Source organism: Ensifer canadensis (assembly GCF_017488845.2).
Taxonomy (GTDB): domain Bacteria; phylum Pseudomonadota; class Alphaproteobacteria; order Rhizobiales; family Rhizobiaceae; genus Ensifer; species Ensifer canadensis.
The window spans coordinates 85,288-107,258 of the sequence record NZ_CP083371.1 but is presented as its reverse complement, the minus strand read 5'-3'; the positions used below and the strand labels follow the sequence as shown (position 1 = coordinate 107,258).

At 63.5% G+C, this 21,971-nt stretch carries 16 protein-coding genes; 14 read left to right on the top strand and 2 right to left on the bottom strand.

Features of this window, described 5'->3' with window-relative positions; translation table 11 throughout:
* Positions 1 to 9: 9 nt before the first annotated feature.
* The 14 genes from J3R84_RS20125 to J3R84_RS20060 all read left to right on the top strand — a co-directional run bounded on the left by J3R84_RS20125 (position 10) and on the right by J3R84_RS20060 (position 18,729).
* The gene (locus tag J3R84_RS20125; RefSeq protein WP_057212684.1) at positions 10 to 1,377 is read left to right on the top strand and encodes an amidase; all 1,368 of its coding nucleotides are present in this window, start codon (positions 10 to 12) and stop codon (positions 1,375 to 1,377) included.
* 240 nt (positions 1,378 to 1,617) lie between these two features.
* Positions 1,618 to 2,589, top strand: a complete 972-nt coding sequence (locus J3R84_RS20120) for an AraC-like ligand-binding domain-containing protein (RefSeq protein ID WP_057205869.1) — start codon at positions 1,618 to 1,620, stop codon at positions 2,587 to 2,589.
* A 125-nt stretch (positions 2,590 to 2,714) separates the two neighbouring features.
* Positions 2,715 to 4,754, top strand: coding sequence for a hydantoinase/oxoprolinase family protein (locus J3R84_RS20115; protein WP_057205871.1), 2,040 nt, complete (start codon positions 2,715 to 2,717; stop codon positions 4,752 to 4,754).
* Positions 4,747 to 6,702 (top strand): hydantoinase B/oxoprolinase family protein, encoded by a 1,956-nt coding sequence (locus J3R84_RS20110; protein WP_057205873.1) that lies wholly within the window; start codon positions 4,747 to 4,749, stop codon positions 6,700 to 6,702. The genes J3R84_RS20115 and J3R84_RS20110 overlap by 8 nt, the downstream gene beginning before the upstream one ends.
* Positions 6,703 to 6,757: 55 nt before the next feature.
* The gene (locus tag J3R84_RS20105; protein WP_057223775.1) at positions 6,758 to 7,201 is read left to right on the top strand and encodes a GNAT family N-acetyltransferase; all 444 of its coding nucleotides are present in this window, start codon (positions 6,758 to 6,760) and stop codon (positions 7,199 to 7,201) included.
* Positions 7,202 to 7,242: 41 nt separating this feature from the next.
* The gene (locus tag J3R84_RS20100; RefSeq protein WP_025429672.1) at positions 7,243 to 8,598 is read left to right on the top strand and encodes an aspartate aminotransferase family protein; all 1,356 of its coding nucleotides are present in this window, start codon (positions 7,243 to 7,245) and stop codon (positions 8,596 to 8,598) included.
* A 545-nt stretch (positions 8,599 to 9,143) separates the two neighbouring features.
* Positions 9,144 to 10,772 carry an ABC transporter substrate-binding protein gene (locus J3R84_RS20095; protein WP_225906386.1) on the top strand — a complete coding sequence of 543 codons (1,629 nt, stop codon included), beginning with the start codon at positions 9,144 to 9,146 and terminating at the stop codon, positions 10,770 to 10,772.
* A 20-nt stretch (positions 10,773 to 10,792) separates the two neighbouring features.
* The gene (locus tag J3R84_RS20090) at positions 10,793 to 11,776 is read left to right on the top strand and encodes an ABC transporter permease (protein ID WP_025429674.1); all 984 of its coding nucleotides are present in this window, start codon (positions 10,793 to 10,795) and stop codon (positions 11,774 to 11,776) included.
* A complete protein-coding gene (locus tag J3R84_RS20085; RefSeq protein WP_025429675.1) occupies positions 11,773 to 12,675 on the top strand; it encodes an ABC transporter permease in 903 nt (300 codons plus the stop codon). Before J3R84_RS20090 ends, J3R84_RS20085 begins: the two co-directional genes overlap by 4 nt.
* Positions 12,672 to 13,487 (top strand): ABC transporter ATP-binding protein, encoded by an 816-nt coding sequence (locus J3R84_RS20080; RefSeq protein ID WP_025429676.1) that lies wholly within the window; start codon positions 12,672 to 12,674, stop codon positions 13,485 to 13,487. Before J3R84_RS20085 ends, J3R84_RS20080 begins: the two co-directional genes overlap by 4 nt.
* Before the next feature lie 5 nt (positions 13,488 to 13,492).
* Positions 13,493 to 14,422, top strand: a complete 930-nt coding sequence (locus tag J3R84_RS20075) for an ABC transporter ATP-binding protein (protein ID WP_025429677.1) — start codon at positions 13,493 to 13,495, stop codon at positions 14,420 to 14,422.
* Between the two features lie 22 nt (positions 14,423 to 14,444).
* The gene (locus J3R84_RS20070) at positions 14,445 to 14,921 is read left to right on the top strand and encodes a GNAT family N-acetyltransferase (protein ID WP_025429678.1); all 477 of its coding nucleotides are present in this window, start codon (positions 14,445 to 14,447) and stop codon (positions 14,919 to 14,921) included.
* A gap of 11 nt (positions 14,922 to 14,932) precedes the next feature.
* Entirely contained in the window at positions 14,933 to 16,963 is a 2,031-nt protein-coding gene (locus J3R84_RS20065; protein ID WP_373688543.1) for a beta-N-acetylhexosaminidase, read from the top strand.
* A gap of 143 nt (positions 16,964 to 17,106) precedes the next feature.
* Entirely contained in the window at positions 17,107 to 18,729 is a 1,623-nt protein-coding gene (locus J3R84_RS20060; RefSeq protein ID WP_025429680.1) for an ABC-F family ATP-binding cassette domain-containing protein, read from the top strand.
* A 134-nt stretch (positions 18,730 to 18,863) separates the two neighbouring features.
* Here J3R84_RS20060 and pepT read toward each other — a convergent pair whose 3' ends face one another.
* Together pepT and J3R84_RS20050 are read right to left on the bottom strand one after the other, a co-directional pair.
* Positions 18,864 to 20,096 (bottom strand): peptidase T, encoded by a 1,233-nt coding sequence (gene pepT, locus J3R84_RS20055; protein ID WP_203528670.1) that lies wholly within the window; start codon positions 20,094 to 20,096, stop codon positions 18,864 to 18,866.
* A 208-nt stretch (positions 20,097 to 20,304) separates the two neighbouring features.
* Positions 20,305 to 21,840, bottom strand: coding sequence for an MFS transporter (locus tag J3R84_RS20050; RefSeq protein ID WP_051509261.1), 1,536 nt, complete (start codon positions 21,838 to 21,840; stop codon positions 20,305 to 20,307).
* Between the last annotated feature and the right edge of the window lie 131 nt (positions 21,841 to 21,971).

Here is a 21,971-nt window from a genome sequence, read left to right as displayed (position 1 = left end):
GGAAACGGGATGACGCAGGACTTCAGTGGACGGTCGATCGCGCAGCTGTCAGTGCTGCTGCAGTCCGGTGCGCTCGATCCGCGTGAGCTGACACGCTGGACGCTTGAGCGGATCCGCAGTCACGACGACCAAGCGATCTTCACCACGATTCTGCCGGAGCGGGCGATGCGGGAGGCGGAGGCCTCCGCCCGGCGCATCGCCGCCGGCCGTTCATTTGGGTTGCTCGACGGAATTCCCGTTGCGTGGAAAGACCTGTTTGCCATCAAAGGCGTGGCGACGACGGCGGGATCGGTGGTGCTGAAGGACGCGCCGGCGGCACAAGAGGACGCGGCGATGGTGACCGCGCTCGGCCATGCCGGCATGGTCAGCGTTGGTCGCGTCAACATGAGCGAATTTGCCTTCTCCGGGCTCGGCATCAACCCGCATTACGGCACGCCGCGCAATCCGCGGGCGCGCGATGTCGACCGCCTGCCGGGCGGTTCGTCCTCCGGCTCCGGTGCCGCCGTAGCCGCCGACCTGGTGCCGGTTTCGATCGGCACGGATACGGGCGGATCCATCCGCATTCCGGCCGCCTTCAACGGTATCGTCGGCTACAAGGCGACGCGCGGCCGCTATTCCATGCGTGGCGTCTTTCCGCTCGCCAAGAGCCTCGATTCGCTCGGTCCCCTCTGCCGGACGGTGCAGGACGCCGTCTGGGTCGATGCGGCGATGCGAGGTCTGCCCGCGCCGGAAATCCGGCGGGGCAGTCTCGATGGCCTGTCGCTCGTGGTGCCGACAACGGTGGTTTTCGACGGTGCCGAAGACGGTGTCGTTTCCGCTTTCGAAGCCGGACTCGGGCGGCTGGAGCGCGCCGGCGCCCGTGTGCGCCGCCAGCCGTTTCCGGCATTCGAGCGCATTTTCGAGACCATGGCGCGGCACGGACCGCTGGTCACGGCCGAGGCCTTCGCGCTCCATCGCGACCGGCTCGAAGGGTCGCAGGCGGCATCGATGGACCAGCGCGTCGTGGCACGGGCCCGGCTCGGGCAAAACATAAGCCTCTCCGATTATGTCGAGACGCTAAACACGCGGGAGGCGCTGATCGCCGAGATCGCCGCCCATATTGGGTCGAACGAGCTTGTCGCTTATCCCACCGTTGCCCATGTGGCGCCACCCACGGCGCCGCTTCTCAATGACGACGCCCTGTTCGTCGAAACCAACGCCCGGACCCTGCGCAACACCTCGATCGGCAATTTCCTTGACTGGTGCGGCGTCTCTCTACCGTGCGGCATTGGCGCCGCCGGTATGCCGGTCGGCCTGCTGCTTTCCGCCCAGCCGCATCACGATGCGCATCTGTTGTCGATGGCGCTTGCGGCCGAGGCAATCGTTCGTGCCGATTGAGGGGCAGGTCGCTCGGAAACTACGCCTACCGACAAGAGCGAGCGCACTTTGCGACTAGCCGGGGCGGGAAAGAGATAGTCTACTGCTTGACGACCTTCCGGAAACGCCGGTCGCAAAGGCCCTGAAGAGGCCGCGACATTCAAGGCAGCCGGTCAGGAAGAATAGGCCGCGATCGGCCGTCGCCTTGGCAACACGGGAACAGCTGAAGCAGACGGACGGCGGACTGGATGGGAGCTTCGCATGGACGTGAGTTATTCCACGGCAGGCACGGTTGCGTTCGAGCGCAAGCGCTATTGGGACGAGGCGGTATCGAGCACCTACTTCCCGCTCGATCTGCGCTTCCAGAACTCGGCGGAGTTTTCCGGCGAGTTGAACGTCTGGGATCTCGGCGCGGTATCGCTGTCGCGGCTTGAATCCGACGGGCTGCTCTATCGCCGACAGAAACGGCACCTGCTGCATGAGCGCGAAGAAAGCTATCTGATCACCGTGCCGGAGACGGCGGAGATCAGCTTCGAGCAGGCCGGTAAGGCAGTGCGCTGCAAGCCGGGGGCCTTCCTCGTCGAGCGCAGCCATCTGCCGTACGAATTCAGCTATACGGCCAAGAACACGCTCTGGGTGCTGAAGGTGCCGATTGCCACGCTGCGTCCGCGTGTCGGCCTTCCCGAACGTATCGCGTCGCTCAGCTTCGATTCCACCCGTGGCACCGGCGCATTGTTCGTCGACATGATCCGGCTTGTTGCGCCGCGGCTTGTCGAGATGGATGCGCCCGCCCGCGACATGACCGGCAAGCACCTGGTCGATATCCTCGCGATGTCGCTGATCTCCGACGAACGCATGCTGACGTCGGACGCAGGCTCGGTTCAGGTCGGCCACCTGCATCGCGTCGAGAGCTACATTCGCGCCAATCTCGCCCGGGCCGATCTCGGTCCGCAGGTGATCGCCGATGCCTGCGGCATCTCGGTGCGCTACCTGCACCAACTGATGAAGAGGCAGGGCACGTCCGTGTGCCATTGGATCCGGGTCCAGCGGCTTCTGCGCTGCGACGAGATGCTGCGCGATCCCACCTGCCGCAAGCTGGTTTCGGAAATCGCCTATGCACTCGGCTTCAGCGACCACGCGCAGTTGAGCCGCCACTTCAAGGCGCATTTCGGCTACAGCCCGAGCGAAGCGCGCGAGCGCTCCCATCTGACGAGCCCGAGCAGCCCCGGCTGAGCCGGACGGCGACAAATCCCAGACAGACGTGAGGCGGTCGCACGCCCGACCGGGCGAAGGGCGAAGCCTTGCCCGATTTTCAACGGATGCCCGCTTTTAAACGGATGAAAGACAGGAGACGGATTTTGCAGAACCTTCGAGTTGCGGTCGATGTCGGTGGCACCTTTACCGACATCTGCATCATGGACGAGACCACGGGCCGGATCCGGGTCGAAAAGACGTCGTCCTCCGCCGATCCGATCGACGGGATCATGTCTGGCGTCGAAAAAGCCGGCATCGACCTGTCGAAGGTGGCGCTGTTTTCGCATGGCACCACCGTTGCCACCAACGCCCTGATCACGCGGCGCCTGCCGCGCACGGCGATGGTTTGCACGAGAGGTTTCCGCGACGTCATCGAGATCCGCCGCGCCAACAAGGAAGACCTCTGGGATACCTACAAGGACGTAGTGCCGCCCTATGTGCCGCGGCGCGACCGGTTGGTGGTGACGGAGCGTGTCGACGCGCAGGGCGGGATCGTCGCCACGCTCGACGAAGACGAGGCCCGGGAGGTCGCACGCATTCTCAAGCGCCGCAATGTCGCGGCCGTCGCCGTCTGCTTCATGAACGCCTTCATGAACGGCGCCAACGAGCGCCGCATGAAGGAAATCTTGATGGAGGTGATGCCCGGCGTGCCGGTGTCGACCTCGTCGGAAGTCCTGCCCGAGATCTTCGAGCATGAGCGGTTCTCCACGACCGTCGCCAATGCGGCCTTAAGCCCCGTTGTCGTCGACTATACATCGCGGCTCGGCAAGCGGCTGCAGCAGGAAGGCTATGAACGCGATCTTCTGCTTTTGCACACAGGCGGTGGGGTAATGACCCCGAAGAGCGTCGAGGACTTTGCCGCACGGCTTGCCGGTTCCGGCATTGCTGCCGGTGCTATCGCCAGCAAATACATCGCCGAGCTCTGCGGCTTCCGCAATTCGATCGGGCTCGACATGGGCGGCACATCGACCGACGTGTCGCTCGCCTATGACGGCCAGTCGCGCATCACCAAGGACTGGTTCATCGAATTCGGCTATCCGATCCGCTTCTCCTCGATCGAGGTTCTGACGATCGGTGCCGGCGGCGGGTCGCTCGCCTGGACCGACGAGGCGGGATCGCTGCGCAACGGTCCGCAATCGGCCGGCGCCAGTCCGGGCCCTGCCTGCTACGCCAAGGGCAACCGCCAGCCGACCAACACCGACGCCAATGTCGTGCTCGGTCGCCTCGGTACCAGCCTTGCCGGCGGCAAGATCACGCTTGACGCGAACCTTGCCCTCGAGGCCGTCCGCGAAGGGGTCGCCGAGCCGTTCGGGCTAGAGCCGCATGCGGCCGCCGATGCGATCATCCGTGTTGCCAATGCCAATATGTCGGACGCGGTGCGGCTGATCTCGATCAGCCGTGGGTACGATCCACGCGATTTTGCGCTCGTCGCCTTCGGCGGTGCCGGAGCCCTGCATGGCGCGGCGATCGCTCGCGAACTGTCGATCCCCGCGGTCATCGTTCCGCCGAACCCCGGCGTCACTTCGGCGCTCGGCTGCCTGCTCGTCGACATGCAGCACGATTTTTCCGAAAGCTACCTGAAGGCGGCCGCCGACGCCGACGCAACGGCGATCGAAGAGGCCTTCCTCCGCCTCGAACAGGAAGCATCGGAGCGGCTTGCCCATGAAGGTGTCGCGGCTAAGGACGTGGTGCTCCAGCGCAGCATCGACATGATGTATCTCGGGCAGTGGCGTTCGCTCTCCGTCACCGCACCAGCGCCGGTCACCGACATCGCGCCGCTGGTCGAAGCCTTCCACCGTGAGCATCAGCGCGAATACAATTTCCGTCGCGACGAAACGCCGGTCAGCCTGTTCCGCATCAACTTGAAGGCCGTCGGCATGGTGCCGAAGGCGTCGCTGGCACGCCACGAGCCGACGGGAGTGATCCCCGAGCCGAAGACGCGGCGGAGCGTATGGTTTGAAGCCGAGGCCGCGCTCAATACGCCCGTCTACGATCGCGAAACCTTGCCCGCAGGGTTCGTCTTCAAGGGCCCTGCCATCGTCGAGCAACTCGATTCGACCGTCGTCGTCCCGCCGGGAACGACCGCGGAAGTGGACACCTATCTCAACATCATCATCCGCATCGAAGGTGAAGCGAATGTCTGAACAGCAAAACCTTGACCCGGTGACCTTCGAGGTCCTGAAGAACTCCTTCATCACCAGCGTCGATCAGATGGCCGAGCAGATCCTGAGAACCTGCTATTCCTTTGTCATCTACAACCGCGACTTCTCCAGTGCCCTTCACGATGCCGAAGGCAATTCGGCCGCTCAGGGCAACCAAGACATCGCGGTGCATGTCGGCACCCTGCATTTCACCTGCAAGGACGTCATCCGCGCCTTCGATGGCGACATGCATCCCGGCGACGTCTACGCCATCAACGATCCCTATGCCGGCGGCACGCATTTCAACGACGTCCGGCTGATCCGGCCGATCTTCGTCGACGGCAGGATCATCGCCTTCAGCCAGTCGAACGGACACTGGTCGGATCTCGGCGGCAGCGTCCCAGGCTCCTTTGATGTCGCCGCCAAGGAGATGTTCAGGGAGGGGATGCGCATCACCCCGATCCGCCTGTTCGACAAGGGGCGGTTCTGCAAGGATGTCGCCCACCTCATCGCTTCCAACACCCGCGACCCCGCCTCGATCATCGGCGACATCCATGCCCAGGCGCAGGCGACCCAGGTCTGCGAGCGCGAGATCCTGCGGCTGGTCGGCAAATACGGCGAGGGCACGGTGAAACAGGGGCTCGGCGCCGTGCAGGACTATGTCGAGCGCGCCATGCGCCAGCGGATCGCCGCACTGCCGGACGGCGAATGGGAAACGCAGGACTTCATCGACCGTGATCCGGCGGGCAACGAGGGCATGATCCCGATCAAGGTCAAGCTGACGATTAGGGGTGACCGGGCGATCTACGACTTCACCGGCAGCCACCCGACCATCGGCTCGATCTACAATTCCGCCTTCGGCGCGACCTTCTCGGCGGTCGCCGCGGGGATGAAGACCTTCTTCCCCGACCTGCCGCTCAACAGCGGCTTCTACCGGGTGTTCGAAATCATCGCGCCCGAAGGCTCGATCGTCGATGCGAAGTGGCCGGTGGCCGTCACCGGCTTCCTCATGCCCTTCGAGAAGATCATGAACGCGATCTACGAGATCTGGTCGAAGATCATCCCGGAGCGCGCCATCGCCTGTGCCTTCAACCTCGAATACCTGCTGACCGGCGGGCGTGATGCACGCGCCGCGGAAAAGCCGATCTTCATGTTCTACGACTGGCTTCCCGGCGGTTGGGGCGGGCGCAACGGCATGGACGGCTGCAATGTGACGACGGCCTGCTTCGGAACCGGCCTGATGGCCCAGCCGGTCGAGGGACAGGAACGGGCAAATCCGATCCTGACCACCGAGTTCGAGGTGCTGACGGATTCTGCCGGCCCCGGAAAGTGGCGCGGCGGTGCCGGTGTGCTCAAGACTTCCCGCATGCTCGAAGCCGAAAATACCGTCATTTCCTATATCTGCGACCGCGAGCGCGCCATCGTTTGGGGCATCGAGGGCGGGCTGCCGTCGATGCCGCACGGGCTAACGCTGACCCGTGAAAAGACCGGCAAGACGGAATGGCTCGGCGCTACTTTCTCCGATGTGGCAATCGAGGCGGGGGACGTCTTCTCGCGCCCGACCGCGGGCGGCGGCGGCTTCGGCGATCCGCTCGAGCGCGATCCGCAACGGGTGCTGGCCGATGTCATCGACGACTACGTCTCGGTCGAGCGGGCGGCGAAGGATTATGGCGTCGTCATCGATCCCGTCGATCCGGAAATCTGCGCCTACGAGATCGATGCCACCGCGACGGCCGAACTGCGGCGACAGATCCGGGCAGACCGGTTGGGTTGGCTGGGCGCAGATCCGGCCGAGGTCTCGGCAAAGTTCAAGGCGGGGGAAATCAATGCGCTCGACGCGGTGCGCCGCTATGCCGTGATCCTCGACTGGGATACGGGCGATCTGCTACCCGTCTCCACCGAACAGTTTCGCAACATGTATCGCAAACGCTCAGTGGCTGCCTGGCAGTAGCAACGCAAATGCTTGGTGGGTGGGCGGTTCGCCTACCCGAATACGGGGGGATGTCATGGCGGGTGTTACGATCGTTGCGGCCGCTGAGGCCGATAGGTCCGCATGGAACGAGCTTCATGCGGGATTTGCCGCCTTCTACGGGGTTGATCAGACCGACGAGATGCGGGATCGGGTGTGGAGCTGGATCCGCGACGGCCAGCTCGAATGCCGGCTGGCGCTCGATGGCTCGGGTCGCCCGATCGGGTTGACCCATTTTCGCGAATATATCCGGCCGCTGATGGCGGCGCGCGGGGGTTTTCTCGACGATCTCTTCGTTGCGCCCGAGGCGCGCGGCAGCGGCGCAGCACCGGCGCTGATCCGCGCCGTTGCCGATATCGGGCGAGAGCGCGGCTGGTCCGTCATCCGCTGGATCACGCGCGACAACAACTACCGGGCTCGCGGCCTTTATGATCAGCTGGCCACCAGAACGGATTGGCTGACCTATGATATCGCCTTGTAACCACGCACCAGAGTGATCATGCATCAAAACGGGAGACGCCGATGACCGCACAGCCTAATTCCACCGAAGCGCGGGACATGGCCTACCATCTCCATTCCTACACCAATCCGCGCAAGCTGGAGCGGGAAGGGCCGCTGATCATCGACCGCGGCGAGGGCATCCACGTCTTCGACAACAGCGGCAAGCGCTATATCGAGGGCATGGCCGGGCTTTGGAGCGTGGCCGTCGGCTTCGGCGAGAAACGGCTGGTCGAAGCCGCGCGCAGCCAGATGGCGAGGCTACCCTACTATCATACCTTCTCGCAGAAATCGCACGGGCCGGTGGCGGATCTGGCGGAGAAGCTGGTCGGCATGGCGCCGGTGCCGATGTCCAAGGTTTACTTCGCCAACTCCGGATCCGAGGCGAACGATACAGCGATCAAGCTGGTCTGGTATCGCTCCAACGCGCTAGGCAAACCGGAAAAGAAAAAGATCATCTCGCGCATCAAGGGTTACCACGGCGTGACGGCGCTGAGCGCCAGCCTGACGGGCCTCCCCAACAACCATCGATCGTTCGATCTGCCGTTTCCCAACATCCTGCACACGACCTGCCCGCATTATCGCACCGGTGCGGAGCCGGGGCAGGATGAGCTTGCCTTTTCGCGCTGCTGTGCAGAAGAGCTGGAGGCGCTCATCCTCGAGGAGGGGCCGGAGACGATCGCCGCCTTCATCGGCGAGCCGGTTATGGGGGCCGGCGGCGTCATCGTTCCGCCGGAGGGCTATTGGGCGGCCATCCAGGACGTGCTGCGGAAATACGATATCCTGCTGATTGCCGACGAGGTGATCTGCGGTTTCGGGCGCACCGGCAACATGTTCGGATCCGAGACCTTCGGCATGCGGCCGGATATCATGACGCTCTCCAAGCAGCTGTCATCGTCCTATCAGCCGATCGCGGCTCTCATGATCAACGACAACGTCTACGAGCCGATCGCCAATGAGGCAGATCGGATCGGTGCGCTCGGGCATGGATTTACCGCCAGCGGCCATCCGGTCGCCGCTGCAGTCTCGCTCGAAAACCTGGCGATCATCGAGGAGAAGGACCTGGTCGGCAATGTCCGCCGTCTTGCGCCGCATTTCCTCGGTCGGCTCAATGCGCTCGAACGGCATCCGCTGGCTGTCGAAGCGCGCGGCGTCGGCCTCATCGGTGCGCTCGAACTCGAGGCGGCGGATGGGGCGGCCGCAGGCGCAACGGGCGCGCGGGTTGGTGCGATCCTGCAGAGGAACGGCCTGATCTGCCGCAACATCGGCGATTCCATCGCCTTCTGCCCGCCGATGATCATCACCGCCGCCGAGATCGACGAGATGTTCGATATCGTCGAGGCGAGCCTTGAGCAACTCGGTAGGCAGGCGGCGGCATAAGCATCCCGGCATCGGGCCCGCATCATAGTGCGGGCTCACGGTACGCCGGGCTGCGGGCGTCTTCACGACGACGAAATCAGGAACGCCAGAGGCCGCCATGACGTGGCGACCATACCTGTGAGCCATCGCCCTTCGATCAGAACCGATATCCGACGAACAGCGACCCGGTCGGCTGCAGCTCGCGCTCGACAGTCCCGTTTGCCGTACCCCCAAGTCGCTGCAATCGCAGAGATCTTGATGGCTGCGATGCCTTCATTGAGCCGGCTTCCAGCCATTGGCATCCGCGCCGCCGGCGATCGAAGCCTCAGCAATGATGCCTGTCCTCGACCGCTTCTTCATCCTTAGTCGTAGCGAAAAGACGCAGATTGACACGCGTTCAATCCTGGACATATCATTAAGTCAAATTACTTGACTTATTAAATGCGTCATCGAAACCTGGAGGGGAGTTCGTCATGCCGGCAGTCGAGGAAATGCGGTCCAGACCAATTGTAACGGGGACCGGAAACATCATCAGCAGAGTTTCGGCAAGGGTGTTCGGCGGGGTCATGGCCGCGTCATTCGCCATGCTTGCAGCGGGCCAGGCGCAGGCCGAGTCCGTTCTGACCATGCATATCGAAGAGCAGACGAGCTGGGTGCAGAACTTCAACCCGTTCGACCTGGGCGGGCGGCGCCAAAGCACCATGGACTTCGTCTATGAGCCGCTCGTGATCTTCAACGACTATGACAGCGGCAAGCCGGTCTGGCGGCTGGCAACCGGCTACAAGTTTGCCGACGATCTGAAGTCGATCACCTATACGCTGCGCGATGGCGTCAAGTGGTCGGATGGCAAGCCGCTGACATCGGCCGACATGAAATTCACCCTCGAACTGATGCTCAAGAACCCGGCGGTCGACATCGTTGGCGTCGGCGAGAGTGTCGCTTCGGTCGAGGCGGTGTCGCCCACGGAGGTCAAGATCAACCTCAAGGGCGTCGATACACATTTCCCGGAATCGCTCGCCGAATTTCCTGTCGTGCCCGAGCATATCTGGAAGGATGTTGCCGATCCGCTCGCCTTCAAGAACGAGAAGCCTGTTGGTTCCGGCCCGATGACCGAGATCCGCCGCTTCACGCCGCAGGTCTACGAGCAATGCCGCAATCCCAACTACTGGGACGCAGCGACCCTGAAGGTCGATTGCCTGAAACTGCCGCAGATTGCCGGCAATGACCAGATGCTGGCGCTTCTGCCCGAGGGGGGCCTTGACTGGTTCGGCTCGTTCCTGCCGCAGATCGACAAGACCTATGTCGGCCTCGACCCGGAGCACAATGCCTATTGGCAGCCACCGGCCGAAACGGTTTCCTTCCAGATGAACCTCAAGTCGGCCAATGCCGGCAACGCCGAAGCCTTCAACGACATGACCTTCCGCCGCGCCTTCAGCCTGGCGATGGATCGCGTTTCCATGGTCGACATTGCCGGCTTCGGCTATCCCGTCGTCAATGCGCATGCGAGCGGCCTGCCGCCTCGCTTTGATAGCTGGCGCAACAAGGCGGCCGAGGGCGCCCAGGACGAATGGCTCGCCTACGACATCGACAGGGCCAACAAGCTGCTCGACGATGCCGGCTACAAGAAGGACGGCGAAGGGTTCCGCACGACGCCGAGCGGCAAACCCATCACCTTCCCGATCATCGTCCCCAACGGCTGGACCGACTGGATCGATGCGGTCCAGATCGCCACCGAAGGCCTGCGCAAGATCGGGATCAATGCTTCGGTGGCCACGCCCGAATACGAGCAATGGCAGAAGCAGATCCTCGACGGCTCATTCGAGGCCGTGATGAATTCGCGCGCCGACGGGCCGACCCCCTTCCGCGGCTATTTCCAATCGCTGTCGACCGCCTTCGGCGGACGGATCACCAGCGCGCCTTCGCGCTACTCCAATCCGGAACTCGACGAGGTGTTTGACGCATATCGCCGGGCGACGACGGACGAGGACCGCAAGAAGCTGTTCGACCAGGTGCAGCTGATCGTTGCCGACAATCTGCCCGTCGTTCCCGTCTTCAACGGTCCGACCTGGTACCAGTTCTCGACCAAGCGCTTCACCGGATGGGTCTCGAAGGAAGAGCCCGCGATGAACCCCGAGGATCACGACAACAACCGCATGCGGTTGATGCATCTGTTGCGGCTGAAGCCGGCCGAATAGGCTCAGGGAAGGGCTGACTGATGCGACTTCCTCGCCGACGGCTTGCCGTCTACTGCGTCGCGTTCCTGTTTGCGATCGTGATGAACTTTGCGGTTCCCCGGTTGATGCCGGGTAGCCCCGTCGACAGCATGATCGCCCAGCTCGGACCGCGGGCAACGCCCGCGGCGATCGAGGCGATCAAGGCGCGGTTCGGCGCCATCGAACAGCCGATGTGGCAACAGTTCGTCGACTACATAGTCGGGCTGGCGCATTTCGATCTCGGCGTATCGGTGAAGTACTACCCGCAAACGGTGCTCGAGGTTCTCGGGCGGTCGGCCGGCTGGACGGCGTTCCTGGTGGTAACCGCAATCGTCTTTTCGCTGTCGATCGGGGTCTCGCTTGGAGCCTTGGCAGCCTGGCGTCGCGGCGGCCGGTTCGACAGCTTCGTCTCGCCGTTCTCGGTGGTGATGATCGCTGTGCCGCCCGTGATCATCGCGCTGGCGACGCTGTTCATCTTCGGCGTCACCCTTCGCCTGCTGCCGGTCGGCTATGCCTACGATCCGAGCCTCGATCCGGGGTTCAATTTCACTTACTTCGGCAGTGTCTTTCTGCATGCGATCATGCCGGTGCTGACGCTCTCTCCCTACCTGATCGGCGAGTTCCAGACGACCATGCGCTCCAGCATGATCTCCGTGCTCGGCGAGGATTATGTCACCATGGGTCGCGCCAAGGGGCTGTCCGAATCCGCTGTCATGTTCGGCTATGCCGCCCGCAATGCCATGCTGCCGGTGCTGACCAACCTCGCGCTGATGCTCGGCGCCGTGTTCGGCGGATCGATCGTGACCGAAATCGTCTTCAATTATCCCGGCCTCGGCCTCACGCTCTATACCGCCAGCGTCGCGCGCGACTATCCCGTCATCCAGGGGCAGCTGCTGTTAATGACGATGGCCACGCTCGGGGCAAACCTGCTTGTCGACATTCTCTACGGCGTCGTCGACCCGCGTATCCGGGAGGGGCGCGCATGACCTCGGGTCTTACATTGTTATGGCGGCAGAAGAAGGCCGTTGCCGGTCTCGCCATCATCGTCGCGCTTTGCCTGATGGCGCTTCTGGCGCCGCTGATCGCCCCCGGCGATCCCGGCGAACGGGTCGGGCGCTCGCATCAGCCGCCAACGGTCGAGCATGTCTTCGGCACCACCAAGATGGGGCGCGACGTCTATTCCCAATTCGTCTGGGGTGCACGTCCGTCGCTCGCCGTCGGTTTTGCGACCGGCCTTGCGATCACAGCACTCGGCACGATCGTCGGGCTGGTGGCCGGCTATTTCGGCGGGCGCACCGATGCCACGCTCGATCTCGCGACCAACGCCGTGCTGGTCATTCCCAACATACCGCTGCTGATCCTGCTCGCGTCCTTCGCCGGCACGGTCGGGCCGCTGGCGATCATGGCGATCATCGCGCTCACCTCCTGGCCTTGGGGCGCCCGCATGACCCGCTCGCAGACTTTGGCGCTGCGCAACCGCGAATTCGTCGTTGCCGCCCGCATGGTCGGCGAGCCGCACTGGCGGGTGATCTTTGTCGAGATCCTGCCCAACCTCGTGCCGTTGATCGGCATCAACGTCGTCGGCAGCATCATCTACGCCATCGTCGCCCAGACGACGCTCGAATATCTCGGCTTCGGCGATCCGCTGCGCGTCACCTGGGGCACGATGCTCTACAACGCCCAGAACTCGTCGGCGATCATCATCGGCGCCTGGTGGGATATCGGTGCGCCGGCGGCCGGCATCGCGCTGGTCGGGCTCGGCCTCGCGCTTCTCAATTTCACTTTCGACGAGATTGCCAATCCGCAGCTTCGTTCCGGCCCTGCGCTCAGCCGTTGGCTGCGGCTCAACAGGCGGCGTAACCGCGCGCTGGAGGTGGGACGATGAGCGAGCCGCTGCTGCAGGTCCGCAATCTCGATGTCGATTACCTGCTCGACGACGGCGCCTTTCGTGCGGTCAGGAACGTTTCCTTCGACATCAACCGCGGTGAGCTGTTCGGACTTGCCGGCGAGTCCGGTTGCGGCAAGAGCACGATTGCCTACGCGATCACCCGCCTGTCGAAACCGCCGGCCTGGGTGGCCGGCGGCGAAATCCTGCTCGAGGGCCGCAACCTGCTGCAGATGCCGGAGACGGCCTTGCAGGACGTACGCTGGCGGCGCATCGGCATGGTGTTCCAAAGCGCGATGAACTCGCTCAACCCGCTGATGCGGGTCGAGGCGCAGTTCCATGACGTGCTGCACCGGCACACCGGCGCGACCCGGGCACAATCACGGGCGCGGGCCGAGGAGATGTTTCGCCTGGTCGGCATCCCGGCCAGCCGGCTCGATGACTATCCGCACCAGTTCAGCGGCGGCATGCGACAGCGCATCGTCATTGCCATCTGCCTTGCGCTCCGGCCCCAGTTGATCATCATGGACGAGCCGACGACGGCGCTCGATGTGGTGGTGCAGCGCGAAATCCTGGAGCAGGTCGTTGATCTTCAGAGCACCCATGGCTTCTCTGTCCTGTTCATCACCCACGACCTGCATCTGATGGCGCAGCTCTGCCATCGCATCGGTGTGATGCTGAAAGGCGAACTGGTCGAGGTCGGCGACGTCCGTCAGATCAGCCGTGCGCCGGCTCACGACTATACCCGCAAGCTCTGGGGCGCCATTCCGCAGCTGCCTGCTTCCGTCAAGAGAGTGGGGGCCGTAGAATGAACGTCATGCCCGTTGCTTCCCCTCTTGCGCCCGTGCCGACGGACGCCATCGTCCAGCTCGATGCGATCACCCGCAGCTTTGGTCACGTCGAGGCGCTGCGCGGTATCTCGCTGGCGTTGAGACCGGGGCGGGCGCTGGCGCTGGTTGGCGAATCCGGCTGCGGCAAGACGACATGCGCCCGCATCATTGCGCGCATGGACGCCCCGACGGCGGGGTCGATGCAATTTCGTGGCCGCGATATCACCGCCACCGGTAGTGCGGCTGCAGAGAAGGCCTATCGCCGCGCGGTGCAGATGGTGTTTCAGGACCCATTCGCCTCACTCAACCCGGTGTTCACGGTCTATCATCATCTGGCAAGACCGCTCGCCCTTCACGGGCATGCCAGGGGCAGGGCGCAATTGCGCGAAGCGGTCGACACGCTCTTGAGCGATGTCGGCCTCGATCCCGGCTTGACCGCACACAAGTTTCCGCACGCGCTTTCCGGCGGACAGCGCCAGCGCGTCAACATCGCCCGGGCGCTTGCGGTTCGGCCCGACGTTCTGGTTGCCGACGAGCCGACATCGATGCTCGACGTCTCGATCCGCCTCGACATCCTCGAACTCTTGGCCGGCATCAAGCGCGATCGCGATCTCGCCATGCTCTACATCACCCACGATATCGCCACCGCCGCGCATATTGCCGAAGACGTCGTCGTCATGTTTGCGGGCCAGATGGTCGAGTGGGGCGCGACGGAAGCCGTGATCGGTGATGCGCGCCACCCCTATACGCAGCTGCTGCTCTCCGCCGTGCCCGACCCGGATCGCCCGTTCGTGCCCGGCGCCAGCGCCCGCTTTCTCGGTCACGCCGAAGAGGTTCGCCGCATCAGCCGGCCGGTCTCGAGCGTGGTCGAACAGGTCGGTCCCAACCACTTCGTGCGCGCACTCGGCGTCGCCTAATTCCAACATCACAGGTTTGCTCATGGATTATCTCGTCAATCTGTCTCTGCTTCGCCCAAAGCCCGACCTCGACCAGCGGATGGATGCGGCAGGGGTGACGATCAGGCGTGCCCTGGCACCCGAGTTCGAGCTGGTGATCGCGTGGGTCCGGGAAAAATTCGGATCGGGCTGGGCCGGCGAGACCGCCGTCGCGCTCACCCGCCAGCCGCCAACCTGCCTTCTCGCCACGCGTGATGGAAAGCTCATCGGCTTTGCCTGTCACGAGGCGATCGCGCGCGGGTTCTTCGGCCCGACCGGCGTCGATGAAGCAGCACGCGGCGAAGGAATAGGCCACGCGTTGCTGCTTGCTTCTTTGCTCGATTTGAAGACGATGGGCTACGCCTATGCCATCATCGGCGATGTTGGTCCGTCGGCGTTTTACGAGCGGACCGTCGGCGCCATGCCAATCCCGAATTCCGCGCCCGGCATTTATGCCGGCATGCTCAAGATCGACGACTAACCCTTCTGGAGATGATGATGACGATCGCTACGAAACCGGTATTCCGTCTGGAAACGCTCTGGACGCCGGCAAAGACGGACACCCCAGCGGTTTATTCGCTGACACTGACGAACGCCTCCGATCGCCCGCTTCGGGATTTTCGACTTTGCGTTTCGGGACCTGCACGCATCGACCCTGCCGCCGCCGTCGAAGGCGGAGAGTTGTTGAGCCGGCTTTCCAACTATTCCGAGTTCGCGCCGCCGGCTGACCTGGTGCTTCAGCCGGGAAGCGTGTGGATCGTGAAGGCGCACGGTATGAGCTTCGAGCCGCAGCACTGGACCGACGGAGCCAACTCCGCCTATCTCGTCCTTGCCGACGGCAGCACCGCGCCGATCTCGGTCGTGCCGTCGCGCGCCCACGGCGACAACGCCGAGCTGAAACGTGGCGCGGTCATCTATCCCGTGCCAAAGGTAGCACCGGTTGCCGTTTCGGTCGTGCCCTGGCCGCAGGACGTATCCGTCTCCGGCCGCCTGACGCCGCCATCAGGGCTCGACCTTGCGCCGGAAGGGGCAGAAGCCGAAGCCGCAGCACGCGCATTTGCCGAGCTGACGGGGAGCCTGTTTCCGGTCGAAGGACTTGTTCGGCCGGTAGCGGAAGGCGGCCTTCCGGCCGCGCTATCGCTTTCGGGCGACCTTGCGGAGGAAGCCTATGTCATCCGCTTCTCGCTAGCTGGCGTCGCTGTGACCGGCGGCACGCGCACCGGTCTCCTCTATGGCCTGATCACGCTCGGGCAGATCCTGCGGGGTGCTAAGCTTCATCCCGGCACATTCCTGTTTCCGGCAGGCGGCGAGATTCGGGACGAGCCGGCGCTCGGCTGGCGCGGCACGCATCTCGACGTTGCCCGCCAGTTCTACAGCACCGCCGAGGTCTCGCGGTTCCTGCGGCTGATGGCCTGGAACAAGCTCAACCGCTTCCACTGGCACCTCTCGGACGACGAGGCCTGGCGGATCGAGATCGACGCCTATCCGGCGCTGACCGAGGTCGGTGCCTGGCGCGGCCATGGCCGCAAGATCCCGCCGTTGCTCGGCTCCGGCCCGCAGGTGACGGGCGGTTACTACACCAAGGCAGCCGTTCGCGAGATCGTTGCATTGGCGGAAACCTTGGGGATCGAGGTGATGCCGGAGATCGACGTGCCCGGACACTCCTTCGCGATGCTGCAGGCCATTCCGGAGCTGCGCGATCCCAACGAAGCCGGCAGCTATTATTCCGTGCAGGACTTCCCGGACAATTGCCTCAACCCGGCGCGCGAAGAAACCTATCGTGTGCTCGAAGTCGTCTTCGACGAACTGATCGAACTCTTCCCGTCGAAGATCATCCATGTCGGTGCCGATGAGGTGCCGCTCGGCGCCTGGTCGGGCTCGCCAGAGGCACTTGAGCGGTTGCGGGCGGTGGCTGGCGAAGAGGTGGCGACGACCCACGCCAAGCGGCTCAATGTCGTCACCAACACCCACGGGGCCGACGAGATCGACGGATCGGGTGCCGCCGTGCTGCAGGCGGAGTTCCTGGCGCGCGTCCAGGGGTTCCTTGCAAGCCGTGGCTGCGTTACCGGCGGCTGGCAGGAGGCGGCCCATGGCAACGTCATCGACAAGCAGAAGTCGCTGCTCTTCGGCTGGCGAACGGTCGAAGCCAATGCCGAGCTTGCCGGCGAAGGCTACGACATCGTCGTTTGCCCGGGACAGGTCTACTATCTCGACATGGCCAACAGCCCGGCCTGGTCAGAGCCCGGCGGCAGCTGGGCCGGCTGGTCGGACCCGGAAAAACTCTACCTGTTCGACCCGATCGAAGGCTGGACCGACGCCCAGAAGAAACATCTGCGCGGGCTGCAATGCTGCATCTGGTCAGAGCCGATGACCGACCGCGGTGTGTTCGACCGCCTGGTGTTCCCGCGGCTGTCGGCGCTGGCCGAAACCGGCTGGACCCGCCCGGAGCGCAAGAATTTCAAACGCTTCGAGGCGCTGGTCGGGCTGATGCCGGTTCTCTACGGCTTTTACTCCGACCAGTAATCCTGTGGCTGAACGGGGTGTCAAAGCCGTTTGATGCCCCGTTTCCCGTGCGTTTTTGGGTGGGCAGACGTCACGAATCAACGTTTGCGGCGCGACTGTCACCCGTGACATAAGGGCGCCGCAACGTTTCGGGCCCCTAAAATATGATTCGTATCGAGAATATCAGCAAGCAGCTCAGCCACCGGATCCTCTTCATCGAGGCATCCGCAGCCCTCAACAAGGGCGAGAAGGTCGGCCTCGTCGGCCCCAATGGTGCGGGCAAGACGTCGCTCTTCCGGATGATCACCGGAGAAGAGATGCCGGACGAAGGCCAGGTCGCCGTCGATAAGGGCGTGACGATCGGCTACTTCAACCAGGATGTCGGTGAGATGTCGGGGGGCAGCGCTGTTGCCGAGGTGATGAACGGTGCCGGGCCGGTGAGCACGGTTGCCGCCGAGCTGCACGCGCTTGAAGCCGCCATGGTCGACCCCGACCGTCTCGACGAGATGGATGCGATCATCGAGCGCTACGGCGAGGTGCAGGCACGCTATGAAGAACTCGACGGCTACGCGCTGGAAGGCCGTGCACGCGAAGTGCTGGCGGGCCTCAGCTTCTCCCAGGAGATGATGGACGGCGACGTCGGCGCGCTTTCTGGCGGTTGGAAGATGCGCGTCGCGCTCGCCCGCATTCTGCTCATGCGCCCTGACGTGATGCTGCTCGACGAACCGAGCAACCACCTGGATCTGGAAAGCCTGATCTGGCTTGAGGCCTTCCTCAAGGGCTACGAAGGGGCGCTGCTGATGACCTCGCACGATCGCGAGTTCATGAACCGGATCATCACCAAGGTGATCGAGATCGATGGCGGCTCGCTCAACAGCTATTCCGGCGACTATGCCTTCTACGAGCAGCAGCGGGCGCAGAACGAAAAGCACCAGCTGGCGCAGTTCGAGCGTCAGCAGGCGATGCTCGCCAAGGAGATCAAGTTTATCGAGCGCTTCAAGGCGCGCGCCTCGCATGCAGCCCAGGTGCAGAGCCGGGTCAAGAAGCTCGAAAAGATCGACCGGGTCGAACCGCCCAAGCGCCGTCAGACCGTGACGTTCGAGTTCCGGCCGGCGCCGCGCTCAGGCGAAGACGTGGTCAACCTCAAGAACGTGCACAAGAAATATGGCGAGCGCTGCATCTATGAGGGTCTGGACTTCATGGTGCGTCGTCGCGAGCGCTGGTGCATCATGGGCATCAACGGGGCCGGCAAGTCCACGCTTTTGAAGCTGGTGACAGGCTCGACCGATCCGGACGAGGGCAGTGTGGCGCTCGGCGCCAGCGTCAAGTTGGGCTATTTCGCCCAGCACGCGATGGATCTGCTCGATGGCGAGCGCACGGTCTTCCAGTCGCTGGAAGATGCATTCCCGCAGGCAGGGCAAGGTCCGCTCAGGGCGCTGGCCGGTTGCTTCGGCTTTTCAGGCGACGACGTCGAGAAGAGATGCCGGGTGCTTTCGGGCGGCGAGAAGGCGCGGCTGGTGATGGCGATGATGCTGTTCGATCCGCCGAACCTGCTGGTGCTCGACGAGCCCACCAACCACCTCGATCTCGACACCAAGGAAATGCTGATCAAGGCGTTGGCGCAGTACGAGGGCACGATGCTGTTCGTCTCGCACGACCGCCATTTCCTGGCGGCGCTGTCAAACCGCGTTTTGGAGCTGACGCCGGACGGCGTGCATCAATATGGCGGCGGTTACACCGAATATGTCGCCCGCACCGGCCAGGAAGCGCCGGGTCTGCGCAGCTGACTTCGCTGTGTCGCGGCGTCGCCGTGACGACTCTCCGAAACGACAAGAGCCGAAGCACGTTGCGCGTGCTTCGGCTCTTTTTGCTTCCGACGATCCTATCTCGAAAAAAGCTGCGCTCGTTCGGATGACCAGCCTCAGGCGCGCTCTTCCCAGACCTTTGCCAGCTCGACCAATGTCTTGACCGCCCGTTCCATGTCCTGGCGGCTCACCCATTCCAGCGGCGAGTGGAAGGCATGGCCGCCGGCGAAGATGTTGGGGCAGGGCAGGCCCATGAACGACAGGCGCGAGCCGTCGGTACCGCCGCGAATGCTGCCGCGCACCGGCGTCATGCCCGCACGTCGCACCGCTTCGAGCGCATTGTCGGCGATCTCGGGGTTGCGGGCGAGAATGGCCTTCATGTTGCGGTACTGCTGCTTGACCTCGAAGGTGTAGGATGACCCCGGATAGGCGGCGATCACGTCCTTGACGATGCCTTCGAGCATGGCTTCCTTGGTCGCCAGGCCCTCGTCCTCGAAATCGCGGACGATCAGGCTGAGGCTGGCCTTTTCCATCGTGCCGGTGACGCCGGTCGGGTGAATGAAGCCTTCGCGGCCTTCCGCGCTTTCAGGGGCGATGTCCTTTGGCAGGCGATCGATGATGGCGCCGGCGATCTTGATGGCATTCTCCATCTTGCCCTTGGCAAAGCCCGGATGGATGGCAACGCCTGAAATGGCGATCTCGACACCGTCGGCGGAGAAGGTCTCGTCTTCGATATGGCCGGCGGTTTCGCCGTCGATGGTATAGCCGAACTGGGCGCCGAGCTTCTTCAGGTCGACCTTGTCGGCACCGCGGCCGACTTCTTCGTCGGGGGTGAACAGGATGCGGATGGTGCCGTGCCTGACGTCGGGATTGTCCATCAGGAACTGTGCTGCCGACATGATTTCGGCAACGCCGGCCTTGTCGTCGGCACCCAGGAGCGTCGTGCCATCGGTGGTGATGATGTCATTGCCGATCTGGTCGAGCAGCACAGGATGCTCGCTGACGCGAATGACCTGCTGCGGGTCGCCCGTTAGCCGGATGTCGCCGCCCTGGTAATTCCTAACGATCTGCGGCTTGACGTTGGTACCGGTGAAATCCGGTGCCGTGTCCATATGAGAACAGAAGCAGATGACCGGAACCGGCTTGTCGACGTTTGAGGGAATTGTTGCGTAGACATAGCCGTGTTCGTCGAGATGCGCGTCCGATACGCCCATTGCCAGCAGCTCTTCGACCAGCAGTCGGCCGAGCGTCTTCTGTTTCTCGGTGGTGGGCGTGGTCTTCGACTTGGCATCCGATTGAGTGTCGATAACGACGTAACGAAGGAAGCGATCGATAACAGTGTCGGTCATAAGCAACGTGTCCAATATATCTGCGTCAACGATGGTCACGATATAACCGTCGCCGGCGTGCCCGTGAATGGACTTTTCGCCGCGCCGACGCGTTTTGTCGGCGAGGCAGAGGTCGGATTACGGCGCGGACCGCCATCCATGGTCCATCAGGCCAGTCTATCTGGCCCGATGCGCTGCCTTGCCCTCGGTGACTAGTCGGCTACGTGTGTTACGACGATTTCGCCGTCGAACACGCAAGCACCGCTTCCGTCTTGGCGCGGAGACCGAAGACGAGCAGGCTTGCGGCGGCCGACAGCCAGACACCGATGGCGCCATAGAGCATGACCCAGCCGAAACCCTCGCCGAGCGCCGTATGGATGACCGTCTCCGACAGGCCATAGTCCGAAGTCAGCATGCCGCCGGCCGAGATCTTCTCGGCGAGCGTACGCAGCTCGGTGTCGGTCACTCGCCCGAAAAGCGAGCTTTGCAGCGAAGACAGCACGCCTTCGACCAGGATCAGCCCCATCAGCGCGATGTTGATCGCCAGCGAGATCATCCGCGCGCTGGTGTCGATGCCCGAGGCCATGCCGGCGCGCTCCGCGGCGACCGCGCCGGTCGCGGCGTTGGTCACCGTGGTATTGGTGAAGCCGAGGCCAATGCCGGCCAGCACGCACCCCGGCAGCATCGTTAGCCAGCTGGCATTCTCAACGCTGCTGCCGATCTTCATCATGAGGAAGCCGAGACCGATCGTGAACAGGCCGGCCGGGATGACGATCCCTGGACGAAAGCGAAGCATCAGCCGTTCGGCAAACGGCGGGACGATAAGCGGGGGCAGCGTGTAGGCGAGCAAGGCGATGCTGGCGGTCACACCGTCATAGCCGAGGCCCGCCTGGAACCAGATCGGCAGATAGATCATGAACGGCCAGAAGCTGATGTTCATGCCCACCGAACCGAACAGCGCACCTGAGAAGCTGCGGATGCGGAACACCGAAAAGTCGAACATCGGCCGGGCGCTGACTTTTTCGGCAATCACGAAGCCGATCAGGCTGACGATGGCAATGCCGAGGATTGACAGTGCGGTCGGGCTGGCAAAACCGAGTTCGGGGCCTTGGGTAATGAAATAGGCGATGCAGAAGACCGCGGCCGACAACGTCACGATGCCGGCGACGTCGAGGCTCTCGGCGCCAGGATCGCGCGATTCCTTGACGCCTGCGAGCGCAAGCGCCACCGTCACGCCTGAAAGCAGGACGTGGACGAGAAACACCCATTCCCAGCTCAAGAGCGCGACCGTCGCGCCGCCGACGATCGGACCAAAACCGAGGCCGATCCCGAAGATGATGCCCCACCAGCTAAACGCGATCCCGCGCTGGCGGCCGGACTGGAACTGCTGCGATAGGACGGCGATCTGGCAGATGAGCATCACGCCGCCGGCCATACCCTGGAGGAAGCGGGCGACGATCAATACTGATATGTTGTCGGTCAGCCCGCAGATCAGCGAGGCGATGCCGAAGGCGATGATGCCGGCGACGAAGATGCGCTTGCGGCCGTAGCGATCGGCCAATGTGCCTGCTCCCATCAGAACCGCCGTGACGGCGATGGTGTAGGCGTTCATGATCCATTGCAGCTGCTTGAAATCTGCGCCGAGCACCTGCTCCAGCGTCGGCAGGATTGCTGGAATACTGGAAATCTCCAGGCCGAACATCAGCGAGGAGAGGCAGACGGCTGCCAGTGCCAGCGCACTGCGGCGGGTTATGGGTTGGTTCATGCTCACGGTCTTTCGATGCTTTGGCGGGCATCGCGGAAAACCGGTTCCGGCCTTTCCACACGCTCCGCCCGAATTGAAATCGCTTGGGGACCGGGGCACCATAGTCTGGCCTTGATCACAACTGAATTGGA